17 protein-coding genes are annotated in these 16,256 nt (G+C 66.1%); 9 read left to right on the top strand and 8 right to left on the bottom strand.

Going from position 1 to position 16,256, the window contains the following annotated elements; all coding sequences use genetic code 11:
- Positions 1-38 precede the first annotated feature (38 nt).
- Positions 39-1,193, top strand: a complete 1,155-nt coding sequence (gene rluB, locus SA190iCDA_RS15510; protein ID WP_070886276.1) for a 23S rRNA pseudouridine(2605) synthase RluB — start codon at positions 39-41, stop codon at positions 1,191-1,193.
- A 77-nt stretch (positions 1,194-1,270) separates the two neighbouring features.
- Here the strand turns inward: rluB and SA190iCDA_RS15505 are convergent, their stop codons facing one another.
- The 6 genes from SA190iCDA_RS15505 to hpxX form a co-directional block, all read right to left on the bottom strand.
- Positions 1,271-2,194 (bottom strand): GGDEF domain-containing protein, encoded by a 924-nt coding sequence (locus SA190iCDA_RS15505; protein ID WP_070886275.1) that lies wholly within the window; start codon positions 2,192-2,194, stop codon positions 1,271-1,273.
- Between the two features lie 263 nt (positions 2,195-2,457).
- Positions 2,458-3,198: a YciK family oxidoreductase gene (locus tag SA190iCDA_RS15500; protein WP_070886274.1), complete on the bottom strand. Its 741-nt coding sequence runs from the start codon at positions 3,196-3,198 to the stop codon at positions 2,458-2,460.
- A 124-nt stretch (positions 3,199-3,322) separates the two neighbouring features.
- Positions 3,323-3,994 carry an N-acetylmuramic acid 6-phosphate phosphatase MupP gene (mupP, locus tag SA190iCDA_RS15495; RefSeq protein WP_070886273.1) on the bottom strand — a complete coding sequence of 224 codons (672 nt, stop codon included), beginning with the start codon at positions 3,992-3,994 and terminating at the stop codon, positions 3,323-3,325.
- Between the two features lie 148 nt (positions 3,995-4,142).
- Positions 4,143-4,526 (bottom strand): oxalurate catabolism protein HpxZ, encoded by a 384-nt coding sequence (gene hpxZ, locus SA190iCDA_RS15490; protein WP_070886272.1) that lies wholly within the window; start codon positions 4,524-4,526, stop codon positions 4,143-4,145.
- Positions 4,516-5,925, bottom strand: coding sequence for an AtzE family amidohydrolase (locus tag SA190iCDA_RS15485; protein WP_070886271.1), 1,410 nt, complete (start codon positions 5,923-5,925; stop codon positions 4,516-4,518). Before SA190iCDA_RS15485 ends, hpxZ begins: the two co-directional genes overlap by 11 nt.
- Positions 5,922-6,110 (bottom strand): oxalurate catabolism protein HpxX, encoded by a 189-nt coding sequence (gene hpxX / locus SA190iCDA_RS15480; RefSeq protein ID WP_070886270.1) that lies wholly within the window; start codon positions 6,108-6,110, stop codon positions 5,922-5,924. The genes SA190iCDA_RS15485 and hpxX overlap by 4 nt, the downstream gene beginning before the upstream one ends.
- A gap of 132 nt (positions 6,111-6,242) precedes the next feature.
- Between hpxX and SA190iCDA_RS15475 the strand changes: the two genes are divergently transcribed.
- From SA190iCDA_RS15475 to hpxK, 7 genes are all read left to right on the top strand, one after another.
- Positions 6,243-7,082 carry a MurR/RpiR family transcriptional regulator gene (locus SA190iCDA_RS15475; protein WP_070886269.1) on the top strand — a complete coding sequence of 280 codons (840 nt, stop codon included), beginning with the start codon at positions 6,243-6,245 and terminating at the stop codon, positions 7,080-7,082.
- 231 nt (positions 7,083-7,313) lie between these two features.
- A complete protein-coding gene (locus SA190iCDA_RS15470; RefSeq protein WP_419203790.1) occupies positions 7,314-8,126 on the top strand; it encodes a transporter substrate-binding domain-containing protein in 813 nt (270 codons plus the stop codon).
- 10 nt (positions 8,127-8,136) lie between these two features.
- Positions 8,137-8,805, top strand: coding sequence for an amino acid ABC transporter permease (locus SA190iCDA_RS15465; RefSeq protein ID WP_070886268.1), 669 nt, complete (start codon positions 8,137-8,139; stop codon positions 8,803-8,805).
- Positions 8,802-9,458, top strand: a complete 657-nt coding sequence (locus SA190iCDA_RS15460) for an amino acid ABC transporter permease (RefSeq protein WP_070886572.1) — start codon at positions 8,802-8,804, stop codon at positions 9,456-9,458. Before SA190iCDA_RS15465 ends, SA190iCDA_RS15460 begins: the two co-directional genes overlap by 4 nt.
- Positions 9,439-10,176, top strand: a complete 738-nt coding sequence (locus SA190iCDA_RS15455; RefSeq protein ID WP_070886267.1) for an amino acid ABC transporter ATP-binding protein — start codon at positions 9,439-9,441, stop codon at positions 10,174-10,176. The genes SA190iCDA_RS15460 and SA190iCDA_RS15455 overlap by 20 nt, the downstream gene beginning before the upstream one ends.
- 25 nt (positions 10,177-10,201) lie before the next feature.
- Complete coding sequence (locus SA190iCDA_RS15450) at positions 10,202-11,434, top strand: pyridoxal-phosphate-dependent aminotransferase family protein (RefSeq protein ID WP_070886266.1); 1,233 nt, start codon at positions 10,202-10,204, stop codon at positions 11,432-11,434.
- On the top strand, positions 11,434-12,696 hold the full coding sequence (hpxK, locus tag SA190iCDA_RS15445) for an allantoate amidohydrolase (protein WP_070886265.1): 1,263 nt from the start codon (positions 11,434-11,436) through the stop codon (positions 12,694-12,696). The genes SA190iCDA_RS15450 and hpxK overlap by 1 nt, the downstream gene beginning before the upstream one ends.
- A 15-nt stretch (positions 12,697-12,711) precedes the next feature.
- On the opposite strand, the gene ubiG is transcribed toward hpxK, so the two are convergent.
- Entirely contained in the window at positions 12,712-13,410 is a 699-nt protein-coding gene (ubiG, locus tag SA190iCDA_RS15440; protein WP_070886264.1) for a bifunctional 2-polyprenyl-6-hydroxyphenol methylase/3-demethylubiquinol 3-O-methyltransferase UbiG, read from the bottom strand.
- 124 nt (positions 13,411-13,534) lie between these two features.
- Entirely contained in the window at positions 13,535-14,863 is a 1,329-nt protein-coding gene (locus SA190iCDA_RS15435; RefSeq protein ID WP_070886263.1) for a TRZ/ATZ family hydrolase, read from the bottom strand.
- Between the two features lie 123 nt (positions 14,864-14,986).
- On the opposite strand from SA190iCDA_RS15435, the gene SA190iCDA_RS15430 reads away from it, so the two are divergent.
- Positions 14,987-16,057, top strand: coding sequence for a s-methyl-5-thioribose-1-phosphate isomerase (locus SA190iCDA_RS15430; RefSeq protein WP_070886262.1), 1,071 nt, complete (start codon positions 14,987-14,989; stop codon positions 16,055-16,057).
- Positions 16,058-16,256: the final 199 nt, after the last annotated feature.

The following is a 16,256-nucleotide window of genomic DNA, read 5'->3' as shown; positions in this document are numbered from 1 at the left end:
GATCGTCCCATCACCAGAAAACACCGGGAGGTGCCCAGATGAGTGAAACCGAAGAATACAGCCCCGCTGGGGAAAAACTGCAAAAGGTCCTGGCGCGCATGGGCCTGGCCTCGCGCCGCGAAATCGAAGCCTGGATCACCGCCGGCCGCGTCAAGGTCAACGGCAACGATGCCAGCCTCGGCCAGCGTGTCGATCTGCATGACGCCATCTCCGTCGATGGTCGTTTGTTGCGTCGCGAAGAGGCGACGGAAACCGTGCGCCGCGTGCTGATCTACAACAAGCCCGACGGCGAGATCTGCACCCGCGACGATCCGGAAGGTCGCCCCACCGTGTTCGACCGCCTGCCACGTCCGAAAGAAGGCCGCTGGATCAACATCGGCCGCCTGGACATCAACACCACCGGCCTGTTGATGTTCACCACCGACGGTGAGCTGGCCAACCGCCTGATGCACCCGTCCTACCAGATGGACCGTGAATACGCCGTGCGCGTACGCGGTGAGGTGGACGAGGAGATGATCGATCGCCTCAAGGCGGGCGTGATGCTCGAGGACGGCCCGGCCAAGTTCACCGACATCAAGGAAGCGCCGGGTGGTGAAGGCTTCAACCACTGGTACCACTGCGTGGTCATGGAAGGTCGTAACCGCGAAGTACGCCGTCTGTGGGAATCCCAGGGGTTGGTGGTCAGCCGCCTGAAGCGCGTGCGCTTCGGCCCGGTGTTCATGACCTCCGATCTGCCCATGGGCCGCTGGCGCGAGATGAGCCAGCGCGAAGTCGACATTCTCAGCGAAGAGGTCGGCCTCAAGCCGGTCGCCCTGCCGGAAATGAAGGAAAAGACCCGCGACAAGCTCGACCGCCTGCAGCGCAAGGCCGCCAAGCCGGTTGGCCGCGGCGAGCGCCCGGCCCGCAGCCTGCGCCCCGCCAATGGTGGGCCGGCGCAGCGCAGCTCGCGTGACGAGCAGGGCGAGCGCCCCAGCCGTGCACCGCGCACGCCACGGGGTGAAGCGGCCCGTGGTACGCCGGTTGCCGAGCGCCCGCGCGATGTCGGCAAGAAGCCGGGCAAGCCGCGTGGCGAGCGTGCCGAGTCGAGTGATCGGGCGCCACGCAAGCCGGCCGGTGGCGACAACCGCCGTAGCCGCCCGGCTGGTGATGGCCAGCGTCCGGGTTTCGGCCGCGGCAGCCGCAAGCCACAGTGACAGGCTGACGCCTGGCACGAAAAGGGCCCCAATCGTCACCGATGGGGCCCTTTTTCGTAGGGGCGCTGGCGGGCTCGTCAGACGGCCATGGCCAGGCAATTGCGGCCGCTGCGCTTGGCGCTGTACAGCGCCTTGTCGGCGCGGTTGAGCAGGCTGTCCACGGACTCGCCGAGTTCCAGGGTGGCGCAGCCCAGGCTGATGGACATCTTCACCGGTCGGCCCTGAACCACGCACTGCAAGCCCAGTACCGCCTCACGCAAGCGCTCGCCGACCAGCTGCGCGCCCTCGCGCGGGGTGCCGGACAGCAGCACCACGAATTCCTCGCCGCCATAGCGGAACACCATGTCGATGTTGCGCAGCTGATCCTTGAGGGTGGTGGCGACGGCCTTGAGCACTTCATCACCGGCGCTGTGACCATGCTTATCGTTGATGCCCTTGAAGTGATCGATATCCAGCATCAGCACCGACAAGGGCTGGCCGTTGCGACGCGCCAGTTCGATCTCGCGGCCCAGCATCTGATCCATGGCGATCCGGTTGCCGGTGTTGGTCAACGGGTCACGTAACGCGCTCTGGATCGCCACGCGGTAGAGCAGGGCGTTGCGCAGCGGATACATGAGGCTGGCCAGCAGGGACTCGAGCTGCGCCAGTTCGTGATCGGAGAAGCGCTGGCGGCGCCGGAACGTCAGCTCGCCCAGGTACTCGCTCTCGTGACTGAGGCGGTAGGTGGCCGAGTGATTGGCCTGCTGGCCGAAGTCCAGGCGCAGGTCGCTGCTCGAGTGCTGATAGCCCAGCGAGTCCACCGGAACCAGATGCTGCAGCTCGCGAAAGAAGAGGGCGAGGATGCGCTCGCCGTCCAGGCTGGTCTGCAGCTGCAGGCCAAGGCGCTGATGCAGTTGCGCCAGGCTGACCGGGCGGGTCTGCTCCTTGCGGGGTGAGAAACCGAGGCGCTGCAGTTTGGCAGCGTCGAAATCGATCGTGTTTTTCTGGCTGGGTGGAACCATTTTTTTTGAACCTCTGGCGCTTCGTTGCAGCTTGTGAGCTACAGAGCTAATTTCGTGCCAGTCTTTTAGGCTTGCCTGAAAGCCTTGAGGTTCAATGGGTTGCGACGACTGGATGGAGGCAGAGAGCCATTGATGGCAATCGGCCGTCAGATTCACGGCAAGCAATTGCCGCTTTCCATATGGCCGCGACAAATTAATGTCGCAGCCACCGTCGATGAAAAAGAGGAGAGCACAAATCGGCTGCAGGGCATCTGCCGCAACGGTTACTGCGCGTCGAATGCCTGGCCGTTGGTGCCCTGGCTGTCCGGCCCCATCAGGTAGAGATAGACCGGCATGATGGCCTCTGGCGTCGGCCGGGTCTGCGGGTCTTCCCCCGGGTAGGCCTGGGCGCGCATGTCGGTGCGGGTGCCGCCCGGGTTGACGCTGTTGGCGCGAATCGCGGTGATGCCGTCGACCTCATCGGCCATCACCTGCATCAGCCCTTCGGTGGCGAACTTGGACACCGCGTAGGCCCCCCAGTAGGCACGGCCCTTGCGGCCGACACTGCTGGAGGTGAACACCACCGAGGCATCGGTGGACAGCTTGAGCAGCGGCAGCAGCGTGCTGGTGAGCATGAACATGGCGTTGACGTTGACCTGCATGACGCGCATGAAATTGTCGCCCGACAGCTGCTCCAGCGGCGTGCGCGGGCCGATGATCGAGGCGTTGTGCAGCAGGCCGTCGAGTTTGCCGAACGCCTTTTCGACCATCGCCGCCAGTTCGTCGTACTGGTGCGGCAGCGCAGTCTCCAGGTCGAAGGGGATTACCACCGGTTGCGGATGGCCGGCTCCTTCAATGGCATCGTAGGTGCGCGCCAGGTTCTCTTCACTCTTGCCCAGCAGCAGCACGGTGGCGCCGTGGGCCGCGTAGGTACGCGCCGCGGCGGCGCCGATCCCCCGGCCCGCGCCGGTCACCAGGATCACGCGATCCTTGAGCAGGTCGGGGCGGGCGCTGTAATCGAACATGGAAGGCTCCTTCGAAGAGCGGCAAGCTTCAAGCCCTGAGCCTCAAGCAAAAGCCATTGATGTCTGGAAAGCGTGAGTCGTCACTTTGCTTGCAGCTTGCAGCTTGCAGCTTGCAGCTTGCGGCTCAGCAGCTGCACAGCGCCTGATCGAGCACCTTGCGCAGTTCCAACGGATGATCGACCACCACGTCGGCGCCCCAGTGACGGGGGTTGTCGTCGGGGTGGATGTAGCCGTAGGTGACCGCCGCGGTCTTGGTGCCGGCGTCGCGGCCGGATTCGATGTCGCGCAGGTCGTCGCCGACGAACAGCACGCTGGCCGGGTCGAGCTTGAGGGTCGAGCAGGCCAGGATCATCGGCTCGGGGTCCGGCTTGCTGCGGGTCACGTGGTCCGGGCAGATCAGGATCGAGGAGCGCTCGGCAAGGCCCAGGCGCTGCATGATCGGCTCGGCGAAACGCAGCGGCTTGTTGGTCACCACGCCCCAGAGCAGCTTGGCCCGCTCGATGTCCTCGAGCAGCGGCTCGATGCCCTCGTAGGGACGGGTCAGCACCGCGCAATGGTCCTGGTAACGTTCCAGGAACTCCAGGCGCAAGGCTTCGAAACCCGGGCTCATCGGGTCGATGTCGAAGGCGTTGAGGATCATCGCCCGGGCGCCACCGGAGACGTGGTCGCGAATCAGCTTTTCTTCCACCGGCGGCAGGCCGCGCTCGGCGCGCATGGCCTGGCAGATGGCGATGAAGTCCGGCGCGCTGTCGAGCAGCGTGCCATCCATGTCGAAAAGAACCGCGCGCAAGCGCATCAGGCCTCCTTGGAATTCGAGTCTAGCGTGGCGTGTGGCCACACTGGCGTGGGTAACGGGCATGAAGCGCATGTTGCCAGTTTACGATGCCCGATGGGGCGGAACAGGTGCTCCTACTCTATGTCAGTTTGTCGCAGCGCGCAGCCGCTCAGCTCATCAGGCTGACCTGGGCGGCGACGATGCGCCACTGGCCGTCCAGTTTCACCCAGCTCTGCTGCTGGCGGCCGATGCGCCGGCTGCCCTCCCGGGTGAACTCGGTGCTGCATACGGCGAAGTCCTCGCCGTAGGTGGTGATCACCGTGTTGTGCAATTCGCGGTGCAGGCCGGCGGCTGGTCGCGCGGCGCGGAATGCGCGGATCTCGTCGATGCCGTAGAGGTTCTCGGCGGCCCCCAGGCGAACCGTGCGCGGGTCGTGCCAGAACAGCTCGTCGAGCACGGCGATATCATTGCTGATCAACGCCTGTTCGTAGCGCTGGAAGGCAGCGGTGACTTCGGCCCGCACGGCGGGCAGGTCCAGTTGTTCAGGGCTCATGGCTGCACTCCAGATTCACGGCTTGGGCTTGCGCGATACCCTGGCGCTCCAGCGCAGCGGCAGCGCGCAGGCATACCTCTTCCTTGAAGGGCGCAGCGATCAGCTGCACGCCGATCGGCAGGCCGTTGGCCGCACGCAGGGGTACGCTGACCACCGGCAGGCCGAGAAAGGAAATCGGCTGCGCCAGCATGCCCATGCTGGCGCGGGTTGGCAGGTCGACGCCATTGATGCGCAGGGTTTCCTGGCCGATGGGCGTGGCGCTGGTGGGCGTCGCGGGGGCGATCAGCACATCGATGCCGTTGAACAGCGGCAGTACCTGCTGCTGGAAGTGGCGCCGGAAGCGCTGGGCCTGCACGTACCAGGCGGCGGGAATCATCGCGCCGGCCAGCAGGCGCTCCCGTGACAGCGGCTCGAAAACCTCCGGGGCGCGGCGCAGTGCCGGCAGGTAGGCGTTGCCGCCTTCCGATGCGCTGATGATGAATGCCGACGTACGCGCCAGTTCGGCGTCCGCCAGGGTGATTTCTTCGCTGGCGTTCAGGGCCTTGGCCGCCCGGGCTACGGCGTCGCGCGCGCTATCGTCGCACCACTGCTGAAAGTAACCGCCGAGCACGCCGACGCGCAGGCCATCGTGGTCGCGCTCCAGCAGCGCCGACACGGCGTGCGCGGGCTGGCTGGCCTGGAAGCCGTCCGCCGGATCAAGGCCTTGCAGCGCGTCGTAGACCGCGGCGAGGTCGGCGCTGCTGCGCGCCAGCGGGCCGATATGGTCGAGGCTGCCCACGAAGGGGTGCGAGCCGCTGCGCGACAGCCGGCCAAAGGTGGGCTTGAGGCCGAAGATTCCGCACAACGAGGCGGGCACGCGAATGGAGCCGTTGGTGTCGCTGCCCAGGGAGAAATTCACCAGGCCGGCCGCCACCGCCGCTGCCGAGCCGCCGGAGGAGCCACCGGCGATGCGCGAGAGGTCATGGGGGTTGCGGGTCGCGCCGAAGTGGGTGTTCTCCGTGGTGAAGCCGTAGGCGTAGGCATCCATGTTCAGCATCCCCGAGAGCAGGGCGCCACTGGCCGACAGCTGGCGCACGGCCCAGGCGTCGACCGGCGCGGCCGGTCGATCCTGGAACAGCCGCGCGCCGGCCAGGGTCGAGTAGCCGGCGACGTCGAACAGGTTCTTCACCGCATAAGGCACCGCTGCCAGCGGCGGCAGGGGCGAGCCTTCCCGTCGTTGGCGATCCAGCCGCTCAGCCTCGTCGCGCATGCGCTGCCCGGTGATCTGCGTCCAGGCGTTGATCGCCGGATCATGGCGCTCGATCGCCGCCAGGCTGTGCTCGGCGATTTCCCCGGCGCTGAGCTCGCCCGCCGCCAGGGCCTTTCTGAGTTCGCTGATGGAAAGCAGGGCCGGATTCATGCCTGGTACACCCCGGCGACTTCCAGTCGATCATCGAGCGGGAACGCCATCAGCGGCGCCGCCATCGCGGCGATGCGGCTGAACTGGGTGAGCAGTTCCTGGCGTCGTGCGTCGTCCAGCTCCAGGGCCAGAACCTGTTCCATCTGGGCGACATAGGCAGCCCAGTCGGGGGTGATCGGGGTCATGGTGTTCTCCTTGCGAAGGTGGCGGCTCGGCACCTCGGTGCGCTTTCGATGAATTGAGGCGTGGCGATTTCAGGCAGATGAGTACTTCCTATATCATCGACCGAATGAAACGAAAGTTACAAGGCGCCTTCCATGACTCGACTCGATGAACGTCTGCGCAGTCACTATGCACAGCTCGCGCCACAGGAGCAGCGCATCGCTGACTTCGTGCTCGACCACTACGATGACCTGGTCAGCTACAACAGCGCCGAGCTGGCGCGGCTTGCCGGGGTCTCCAAGGCTACCGTCAGCCGGTTGTTCAAGCGCCTGGGCTACGAGAAATACAAGGACATGCGCGAGGAACAGCGCAACCTGCGCCAGAGCGGTCTGCCGGTGGCCGACAACCGCGACGTGGTGCAGGGCAACACCCTGTTGGCCCGCCATTACAAGCAGGAGATGGCCAACCTTACCCAGTGGGTCAATGCCATCGATGCCGAGCAATTCGGTGAGGTGATCCGGGCGCTCGGCAGTAGCCGGCGGGTCTTCGTGGTCGGTATGCGCAATGCCTTTCCCGTGGCCCTGCACTTGCGCCAGCAACTGCTGCAGGTGCGCAGCGGGGCGCAGGTGTTGCCGCAGCCGGGGCAAACGCTGGCTGAAGAGCTGGTGGATCTGAGCGCCGACGACCTGGTGGTGGTGCTGGGCTTCCGGCGTCGCCCGCGGATCATTCGCCCGCTGCTGCAAGCCCTGCAGGCCCAGCAGGTGCCCACCCTGGTGATCTGCGAGCCCCAGGCCCAGGGCGTCATCGAACTGGCGCATTGGCATCTGTGTACGCCGCTGGACAGCGTGTCGGCATTCGACAGCTATGCCAGCGCCAACAGCCTGATCAACCTGTTGGTCAACGCGCTGTTGCACGAGCAACTGACCCAGGGGCGTCAGCGCATCCACCAGATTGCCGGGCTGTATGGGCAACTGGACGAATTGGAGCAACGTTAGTGCGCCTTCGTGGTGCGCGAACACCGAAGGGCGCCAGATGGCGCCCTTTTTTGTGGCGCTTGAATTGCGTGTTTTGCCTCTTTATGGCGCTTTGAACGCTGTAGCGCTTATTCGTAAGCTCCGTTTTTGTTGGCTTGCAAGGCTGGATTCACGAGGTTTTCCGGAGAAGCGTGGTCGGAAAGTGCTCTGGCACGTTGGTTGCAAATTCGAAATATAAGAATCTTTCGTTTCATGACTGACGATGATGGGGTGAAGCCGATGAAGAAGGGATTGATTGCACTGCTGACCGCTGGCCTGCTGTTGACCCAGGCGGCCACCGCGCTGGCCGACCAGTGGCAGGAGATCGAAAAGCGCGGGGTGATCCGGGTCGCCGTGCCGCAGGATTTCCCGCCTTTCGGCTCCGTGGGCACCGACTTGCAGCCCCAGGGCTATGACATCGACATGGCCAGGTACCTGGCCAAGGAGATGAAACTTAAGTTGCAATTGGTGCCGGTCACCAGTGCCAACCGGGTGCCGTACCTGCAGACCGACAAGGTCGACCTGGTGATCTCCAGCCTGGGCAAGAATGCCGAGCGTGAGCAGGTGATCGACTTCAGTGCGGCCTATGCGCCGTTCTTCCTTGGCGTGTTCGGCGCCAAGGACAGCACCCTGGAGAAGGCCGACGAGTTGGTCGGCAAGTCGATTGGCGTGACCCGCGGCGCCGTGGAGGACATGGTGCTCACCGAGGTGGCGCCCGAAGGTGCCCAGGTCAGGCGTTACGAAGACAACAACACCACGCTGTCGGCCTACCTGTCCGGGCAGGTGGAGTATGTGGCCACCGGCAACCTGGTGGTCGCCGCCATCGAGCGCCAGAACGCTGCCCGCGCGCCCGTCGCCAAATTCATGCTCAAGGATTCGCCTTGCTACATCGGCCTGCGCAAGGGCGAAGCGGCGCTGAAAGCCAGGGTCGACGCGCTGATCGAGCAGGCCAAGGCCGATGGCACCCTCAATGGCCTGTCCGAACAGTGGCTGAAGGCGCCGCTGCCGGCGAACCTGGGCGCGTAAGGGCTGAACGATGATGGCGCAGCTGAATTTTTCCGCCCTGTGGCCCTACTGGCCGGAGCTGCTCTCCGGTCTCTGGGTCACCATCCAGCTCACGGTGATGGCGACCGTGGGCGGCGTGGCCCTGGGCATTCTTGGCGCGGCCCTGCGCAGCGGCCGGCCGAGCATTCTCGGTGGCCTGTGGGGCGTCTACGTCGAGCTGATCCGCAACACGCCGTTCGTGGTGCAGCTGTTCTTCATCGTCTTCGGCCTGCCCAACCTGGGGGTGAAGCTGACGGCGGGCGAGGCGGCGCTGCTGGCCATGCTGATCAACCTCGGCGCCTACAGCACCGAGATCATCCGCGCCGGTATCCAGGTCACGCCCCGTGGCCAGTGGGAGGCCGGCCGCGTGCTGGGCCTGAGCCGCACGCAAACCTTCATCCGGGTGGTGTTGCCGCCGTCGCTGAAACGCATTTATCCGGCCCTGGTCAGCCAGTGCATCATCGTCATGCTCGGCTCGTCGGTGGTTTCCCAGGTGTCCCACGAGGAACTGACCTTCGCCGCCAACCTGGTCCAGTCGCGTACCTTCCTGAGCTTCGAGGTGTATCTGGTGACCACCCTGATGTACCTGGCGCTGTCCATCGCCATGCGCCAGTTGCTGCTGGCGGCCGGGCGCAAGTGGTTTGGAGAGCAGCCATGCTGACCACCTTCACCGACTGGGACATCCTGCGCAACCTGCTCTTGGCCGCGCGCTGGACCGTGCTGTTGTCGCTCACTGCCTTCATCGGCGGTACCCTGGTGGCCATTGCGCTGGTCATGGCGCGGCTGTCCAAGCGCGCCTGGCCGCACTGGCTGATTCGCGGCTACACCGAGTTGTTCCAGGGCACGCCGCTGCTGATGCAGCTGTTTCTGGCGTTCTTCGGCGTGGCCTTGCTGGGCATCGACGTGTCGCCCTGGACCGCGGCCTCCCTGGCGCTGACCCTCTATACCAGTGCGTTTCTGGTGGATATCTGGCATGGCAGCATCCGCGCCTTGCCCAAGGGCCAGTGGGAGGCCTGTCGCTGCCTGGGGCTGGGCTTCGGGCAGACCCTGTTTCGCGTCGTCCTGCCCCAGGCGCTGCGCATCGGCATCGCGCCCACCGTCGGCTTCGCCGTGCAGGTGATCAAGGGCACGGCACTGGCATCGATCATCGGCTTCGTCGAGCTGACCAAGGCCGGCACCATCCTCAACAATGTCACCTACGAGCCCTTCAAGGTGTTCGGCCTGGTGGCGCTGGGCTACTTCCTGATGTGTTATCCGCTGTCGCGTTACAGCCAGTATCTGGAGAAGAAATTCAATGCCGCTCATCACCATTGATCAGGTACAGAAGTACTACGGCGACAACCACGTGCTCAAGGGGGTCGATCTCGACATCGAGGTCGGCGAGGTGGTGTCGATCATCGGCCGCAGTGGCTCGGGCAAGAGCACCTTGCTGCGCTGCATCAATGGGCTGGAGGGCTATCAGGACGGCAGTATCAAGCTCGCCGGCATGACCGTCACCGATCGCGAGTCCCAGGCCCGGGAAATCAGTCGCTCGGTGGGCATGGTGTTCCAGAGCTTCAACCTGTTCCCGCACATGACCGCCCGTGAGAACGTCATGCTGGCACCGCGTCGCGTGCTGAAGAAGAGCGATGCCGAGTGCCGCGAGCTGGCCGCGCGCATGCTCGAGAAGGTTGGCCTGGGTGATCGCCTGGACTACTACCCGGCAAGCCTCTCCGGCGGCCAGCAGCAGCGGGTCGCCATCGCCCGTGCGCTGGCCATGTCGCCCAAGGTGCTGCTGTGCGACGAGATCACCTCGGCGCTCGATCCGGAACTGGTTGGCGAGGTGCTCAAGGTGCTCGAACAACTGGCCAAGGAGGGCATGACCCTGATCCTGGTCACCCACGAAATGAACTTCGCCCAGGAAGTCGGCGACCGCGTGGTGTTCATGCACCAGGGCCGGGTGTGGGAGCAGGGCGCCAGCCGCGAGCTGTTCGCCAACCCGCAGAGCGCCGAACTCAAGCAATTCATCTCGTCCGTACGCGGACTGAACTGAGCGTCACCAGAACGAGAACCAGCAGATGAACACGACTTTCCTGCCCGTCAATCCGCCCCAGCGCCTGCTCATGGGCCCGGGCCCGATCAATGCCGACCCCCGCGTGCTGCGCGCCATGTCCAGCCAGCTGATCGGCCAGTACGACCCGGCCATGACCGGCTACATGAACGAGGTGATGGCCTTGTACCGCGGCGTGTTCCGCACCGCCAATGCCGCCACCCTGCTGGTCGACGGCACTTCCCGCGCCGGTATCGAGGCCATTCTGGTGTCGGCGATTCGCCCGGGCGACAAGGTGCTGGTGCCGGTGTTGGGTCGCTTCGGCCATCTGCTCTGTGAAATCGCCCGGCGTTGCCGCGCCGAGGTGCACAGCATCGAAGTGCCCTGGGGTGAGGTGTTCACGCCAGAGCAGATCGAGGATGCCGTCAGGCAGGTGAAGCCGCGCCTGCTGCTGACCGTACAGGGCGATACCTCGACCACCCTGCTGCAGCCGCTGGCCGAGCTGGGTGACATCTGCCGCCGCCACGGCGTGCTGTTCTATACCGACGCCACCGCCTCCCTGGGCGGCAACCCGCTGGAGGCCGATGCCTGGGGCCTGGATGCGGTGTCCGCCGGCTTGCAGAAGTGCCTGGGCGGGCCGTCCGGCACCGCGCCGATCACCCTGAGTGCGACGATGGTGGAGGTGATCCGTCGTCGCGCCCACGTGGAGGCCGGCATCCGTACCGCCGCCCACCAGGACGGCGATGACGAGATGATCTATTCCAACTACTTCGACCTCGGCATGATCCTCGACTACTGGGGCCCCGAGCGCCTCAACCACCACACCGAAGCCACCTCGGCACTGTTCGGCGCCCGCGAGTGCGCGCGGGTACTGCTCGACGAAGGCCTGGACGCCGCAATCGCCCGCCACAAGCTGCATGGCGACGCCCTGCTCAAGGGCATCCAGGGCATGGGCCTGGAGACCTTCGGCAACCTCGAACACAAGATGAACAACGTGCTGGGCGTGGTGATTCCCGACGGTGTACACGGCGAGCAGGTGCGCCAGATCCTGCTGCAGGACTTCGGCATCGAGATCGGCACCTCCTTTGGGCCGCTGGCTGGCAAGATCTGGCGCATCGGCACCATGGGCTACAACGCCCGCAAGGATTGCGTGATGCAGACCCTCAGCGCCCTGGAGGCGGTGCTCAATCGCCTTGGCCTGCGTACCACCCAGGGCGCGGCCATGCAGGCGGCCTGGGATCACTACGGCGAGCGCGGCTGATGGGCGCCCTGGACAATCAGCAGGCCGCGGTGCGGGTCATGGCGCGCTGCGACGAATTGGCGGCGCTCAGCGAGTCCGCCGAGGGCCTCACCCGCGTCTATCTGTCGGCCGAGCACCAGCGCGCCAATGCCCTGGTGGGCGAGTGGATGCAGGCGGCCGGCATGCGCACCTGGCAGGACGCCGTCGGCAATATCTGCGGCCGTTACGAAGGCCAAAGTGCTGGCGCCCAGGCGCTGCTGCTCGGCTCCCACCTGGACACCGTGCGCAATGCCGGCCGCTACGACGGCATGCTTGGCGTGGTCGCCGCCATCGAGGTGGTGCAGCGCTTTCAAGACCTGGGAATCCGCCTGCCGCTGGCCATCGAGATCGTCGGGTTCGCCGACGAGGAGGGCACGCGCTTCGGTATCACCCTGTTGGGCAGTCGTGGCCTGACCGGCAGCTGGCCCCAGCAATGGCTTGCCCAAGCCGATGCCGCTGGCGTGACGGTCGCTCAGGCCATGGCGGCCTGGGGGCTCGATGCGGCGGCTGTCGCCAGCGCCACCCGTCAAACCGAGGATTACGCCGCCTATCTGGAGCTGCATATCGAGCAGGGTCCGTGTCTGGAACGCGAAGATCTGGCGCTCGGTGTGGTCACCGCCATCAATGGCGCGCGGCGGCTCAATTGCCGCTTCGTTGGCCAGGCCGGGCATGCCGGCACGGTGCCGATGAGCCATCGCCAGGACGCCCTGGCCGCAGCGGCGCAGTGGATGGTGGCGGTCGAAGCACGGACGCCGCAGCATGGCCCGCAGCTGGTGGCCACGGTGGGTTGCCTGCAATGCCATCCGGGAGCGGTGAACGTCATTCCCGGCGCGGTCGAGTTGACCCTCGATGTCCGTGGCCCGGAGGATCGCGCCCTGGCCGATCTGCTCGATGATCTGCTCGGCCAGGGCGAGGCCATCGCCCGGCAGCGCGGGCTGCAGTTTCACGCCAGCCAGTACTACGGGATTTCGGCGACCCGCTGCGACCCCGCCATGCAGGCCTCGCTGACGCGGGTACTGCATGAGGTGCAAGGGCGCAGCCTGTCGTTGCCCAGCGGCGCCGGCCATGACGCCATCGCCATGGCCGAGCGCTGGCCGGTTGGCATGCTGTTCGTGCGTTGTGCCGCTGGCATCAGCCATAACCCGGCCGAGGCGGTGGCCGTGGAGGACGTGGGATTGGCGGTCGAGGCCTACGCGCGGTGGGTCCAGGCGCAGGCCCAGCGGCCGCCCGTGTCGGCGGCCTGAGCGAGGGCAGGGCGATCAGTCGGCCTTGCGGGTGTGCACCATGTAGTTGACGTCGACGTCGTTGGCCAGCTTGTAGTGCTTGGTCAGCGGGTTGTAGGTCAGGCCGATGATGTCCTTGACCTCCAGGCCGGCCTGGCGGCTCCAGGCACCCAGTTCCGAGGGGCGGATGAATTTCTTGAAGTCGTGGGTGCCACGTGGCAGCAGGCGTAGGATGTATTCGGCGCCGATCACCGCGAACAGGTAAGCCTTGGGGTTGCGGTTGATGGTGGAGAAGAACACCTGGCCACCGGGCTTGACCAGCTTGTGGCAGGCGCGAATCACCGAGGACGGATCCGGTACGTGCTCGAGCATCTCCAGGCAGGTGACCACGTCGAACTGGCCGGGCATTTCTTCGGCCATGGCCTCGGCGGTGATCTGCCGGTAATCCACTTCAACGCCTGACTCGAGTTGGTGCAGGCGGGCCACCGCCAGGGGCGCCTCGCCCATGTCGATACCGGTCACGCTGGCGCCGCGCTGGGCCATGGCCTCGCTGAGAATGCCGCCGCCACAGCCGACGTCGAGCACCTTCTTGCCGGCCAGGCCGGCACGCTCGTCGATCCAGTTGACGCGCAGCGGGTTGATCTCGTGCAAGGGCTTGAACTCGCTCTCCTTGTCCCACCAGCGATGGGCGAGGGCTTCGAATTTGGCGATTTCAGCGTGGTCGACGTTGCTCATGGTTTTCCCTGGATAAAGCGAATGCGTAGGACAGGACGCGATAGGCGCCCATGTTGCCAGTTTTGCGCGCCCGCCGGGGCGGTTTGCTGGCCGTTGCCCTGTGACAGTTTGCCGGAGGTGGTGATCAATGTGCCGGACGTCCGGCTATTTTCGCGCCCCACCGCTGGGTGGTGGCAACGATGCGTTCTTCGTCCAGGCGCGTCAGCCGGCCTTCTTCGAGCAGCGGTTTGCCGGCGACCCAGAGGTGCTCGACGCAGTGCCGGGAGGTGGCGTAGATCAGTTGTGAAACCGGGTCATAGACCGGTTGCTGGGCCAGACCGCGCAGGTCGAAGGCGACGATGTCGGCGGCCTTGCCGAGCTCCAGCGAGCCGATCTCGCCCTCCAGACCCAGGGCGCGGGCGCCGTTGAGGGTCGCCATGCGCAAGGCGCGGTGTGCATCCAGGGCGCTGGCCGAGCCGGCCACGGCCTTGGCCAGCAGGGCAGCGGTGCGGGTTTCGCCGAGCAGGTCGAGGTCGTTGTTGCTGGCCGCGCCGTCGGTGCCGATGGCCACGTTGACGCCGGCCTGCCAGAGCTTCTCGACCGGGCAGAAGCCGCTGGCCAGCTTGAGGTTGGATTCCGGGCAGTGGATCACGCTGCTGTTGGTGGCCACCAGCAGGGCGATGTCCTCGTCATCGATCTGGGTCATGTGCACGGCCTGGAAGCGCGGGCCCAGCAGGCCCAGGCGATTGAGGCGCGCCAGGGGGCGCTCGCCGTGGTGTTCCAGGCTCTGCTGCACCTCGAAGGCGGTTTCATGGACGTGCATGTGGATGCCGGCGTCCACTTCCTCGGCGAGGATGCGCAGCTTTTCCAGATTCGCGTCGCTGACCGTGTAGGGTGCATGGGGCCCGAAGGCCACGCTGATGCGCGGGTGATGCTTCATGTCGTCGAGCAGGGTCACGCCCTTGCGCAGGGCCTCGTCGGCATCCCGGGCGCCAGGGATGGCGAAGTCCAGCACGGGGATGCTGATCTGTGCGCGCATGCCGCTGGCGTGCACCCGCTCACAGGCCATCTCGGGAAAGAAGTACATGTCGGCAAAGCAGCTGATGCCGCTCTTTATCTGTTCGGCGATGGCCAGCTCGGTGCCGTCCTGCACGAACTGCTCATCGACCCATTTGGCTTCCGCCGGCCAGATATGCTTTTCCAGCCAGGTCATCAGTGGCAGGTCATCGGCCAGGCCGCGGAACAGGGTCATGGCGGCATGCCCGTGGGCGTTGACCAGGCCGGGGGTCAGCAGGCGGCCGGGCAGTTCGCGGACCTCCGTCGCGCCACGGCGCAGGGCCTCGGCGCGCGGGGCGATCAGCGCGATGCGGCCGTCGCGGATACCCAGGCCATGGTCGTGCAGCACGACGCCGGCAGGCTCGACCGGCACCAGCCAGGTGGGCAGCAATAGAAGGTCGAGCGGGGCGTCGGCCATGGGTGGGCTCCCTGAGCGAAAACCCTGAGTCTATAGAGGAACGCGCCAGTCTTGAAGGTGCGTGGCGTGCGGCGCGGTGCCTGCCAGGCGTATACTGGCCGGCTTTCTTGGATGGAGTAGGTGATGCGCGAGCGTTTGCTGGCTGCCGAGCAGGTCGTGGGGTTGGTCTGGCGCGAGGGTGTGCTGCACGTGCTCGATCAGCGCCGCCTGCCTGGCGAGCAGGTCTGGCAGGCCTGTCATTCGGTGTCTGCCGTGGCCACGGTGCTGGCCGAAGGCGCGCTGCTGGGCGCTGCCGCCCGGCTGATCTGCAGCGGCTACGCGCTGGTGCTCGGTGCCCGGCAGCGGGTGGACGAGGGCGCTGATTGGCGCGCCGGGCTGCAAGTCGATCGCGATGCGCTGTGCGCGGCCGGTCTGCCAGCGCAAGAGGGCGAGCGCCTGCTGGCGCGCATGCAGCAGCGTCTGGCGGTCATGAAGCCCGGTGCGCAGGCCCTGGCCGTGCTGGAGGATGAAGCCCGTGGCGCCCATCAGCGCGACCGCGAGGCCAATCTGGCCATGGCCCAGCTTGGCGTGGAGCTGATCCGCGGGTTTCAGGGCAACCTGCAGAACCTCATGAGCATCGGCTGTGCCGGCGCGCTGGCCGGTGGCGGCATCGGTACGGCCCTTGGGGTGGTGCGCGCGGCCCAGCTCGAAGGCCTGCTGGAGCGCTGTTACCTGGGCGAGAGCCGGCCGTCTCTGGAGGGCGCGCATCGGGCTGCCTGGGAACTGCAGCGCGAAGGCATCGCCGCCGCGTTGAGCGCCGATGCGGCGCTCGCCCATGTGATGAAGGAACGGGGTATCACCTGGGCCATCGTCGGCGCCGAGCGGATCGCCGCCAATGGCGATGTGTTGGGCGTGATCGGCACCTATCAGCTGGCCGTGGCGGCCATGCACCATGGTGTGCGGCTGATGGTGGTGGCGCCGAGCGCGCTCATCGACCTGCAGCAGGAGAGCGGCGAGGAGGGTTTTCACGACCTGGGCCGCGGCCCGCTGGCCTATTCGCCCCATGAGCGCATCACGGGCGTGGACGAGGTGGCGCCGCGCTACGACGTGACCCCGGGCGACCTGGTGGATTTCCTGGTCACCGAGCGCGGGGTGATCGAGCGCCCGGACGCGGCCAAGCTCACTCAGCTGATGTGTCGCAAACGGCTGCATTGAGCACCCGGCTTCATACGCTGCGGGGATAGGTGCAGGGCGCGCTTTGTGGTAAGCTCCGGCAGTTTTCAGGGGCGCCGCCTGCGGTTGCCGTCACTGCTCGAATGCATGACATAACGTATTGATTTGTCGTGAGTCGTCGCTGGCCTGATGCCATTGCGACGCGCTTCGTCCGGCTGCAGATGAGCCGGGCGGAGTTTCA

The organism is Pseudomonas argentinensis (assembly GCF_001839655.2).
Taxonomy (GTDB): Bacteria; Pseudomonadota; Gammaproteobacteria; order Pseudomonadales; family Pseudomonadaceae; genus Aquipseudomonas; species Aquipseudomonas argentinensis_B.
This window is presented reverse-complemented; position numbering and strand designations above follow the sequence as displayed.

Bases quoted from the DNA above. Each gene is read 5' to 3' on its own strand.
- SA190iCDA_RS15435 (WP_070886263.1), bottom strand. From the start codon at position 14,863: ATGGCCGACGCCCCGCTCGACCTTCTATTGCTGCCCACCTGGCTGGTG.
- SA190iCDA_RS15465 (WP_070886268.1), top strand. From the start codon at position 8,137: ATGATGGCGCAGCTGAATTTTTCCGCCCTGTGGCCCTACTGGCCGGAG.
- rluB (WP_070886276.1), top strand. From the start codon at position 39: ATGAGTGAAACCGAAGAATACAGCCCCGCTGGGGAAAAACTGCAAAAG.
- SA190iCDA_RS15455 (WP_070886267.1), top strand. From the start codon at position 9,439: ATGCCGCTCATCACCATTGATCAGGTACAGAAGTACTACGGCGACAAC.
- ubiG (WP_070886264.1), bottom strand. From the start codon at position 13,410: ATGAGCAACGTCGACCACGCTGAAATCGCCAAATTCGAAGCCCTCGCC.
- mupP (WP_070886273.1), bottom strand. From the start codon at position 3,994: ATGCGCTTGCGCGCGGTTCTTTTCGACATGGATGGCACGCTGCTCGAC.
- hpxX (WP_070886270.1), bottom strand. From the start codon at position 6,110: ATGACCCCGATCACCCCCGACTGGGCTGCCTATGTCGCCCAGATGGAA.
- SA190iCDA_RS15500 (WP_070886274.1), bottom strand. From the start codon at position 3,198: ATGTTCGATTACAGCGCCCGCCCCGACCTGCTCAAGGATCGCGTGATC.
- SA190iCDA_RS15430 (WP_070886262.1), top strand. From the start codon at position 14,987: ATGCGCGAGCGTTTGCTGGCTGCCGAGCAGGTCGTGGGGTTGGTCTGG.
- SA190iCDA_RS15485 (WP_070886271.1), bottom strand. From the start codon at position 5,925: ATGAATCCGGCCCTGCTTTCCATCAGCGAACTCAGAAAGGCCCTGGCG.
- hpxZ (WP_070886272.1), bottom strand. From the start codon at position 4,526: ATGAGCCCTGAACAACTGGACCTGCCCGCCGTGCGGGCCGAAGTCACC.
- SA190iCDA_RS15475 (WP_070886269.1), top strand. From the start codon at position 6,243: ATGACTCGACTCGATGAACGTCTGCGCAGTCACTATGCACAGCTCGCG.
- SA190iCDA_RS15470 (WP_419203790.1), top strand. From the start codon at position 7,314: ATGACTGACGATGATGGGGTGAAGCCGATGAAGAAGGGATTGATTGCA.
- SA190iCDA_RS15450 (WP_070886266.1), top strand. From the start codon at position 10,202: ATGAACACGACTTTCCTGCCCGTCAATCCGCCCCAGCGCCTGCTCATG.
- hpxK (WP_070886265.1), top strand. From the start codon at position 11,434: ATGGGCGCCCTGGACAATCAGCAGGCCGCGGTGCGGGTCATGGCGCGC.
- SA190iCDA_RS15505 (WP_070886275.1), bottom strand. From the start codon at position 2,194: ATGGTTCCACCCAGCCAGAAAAACACGATCGATTTCGACGCTGCCAAA.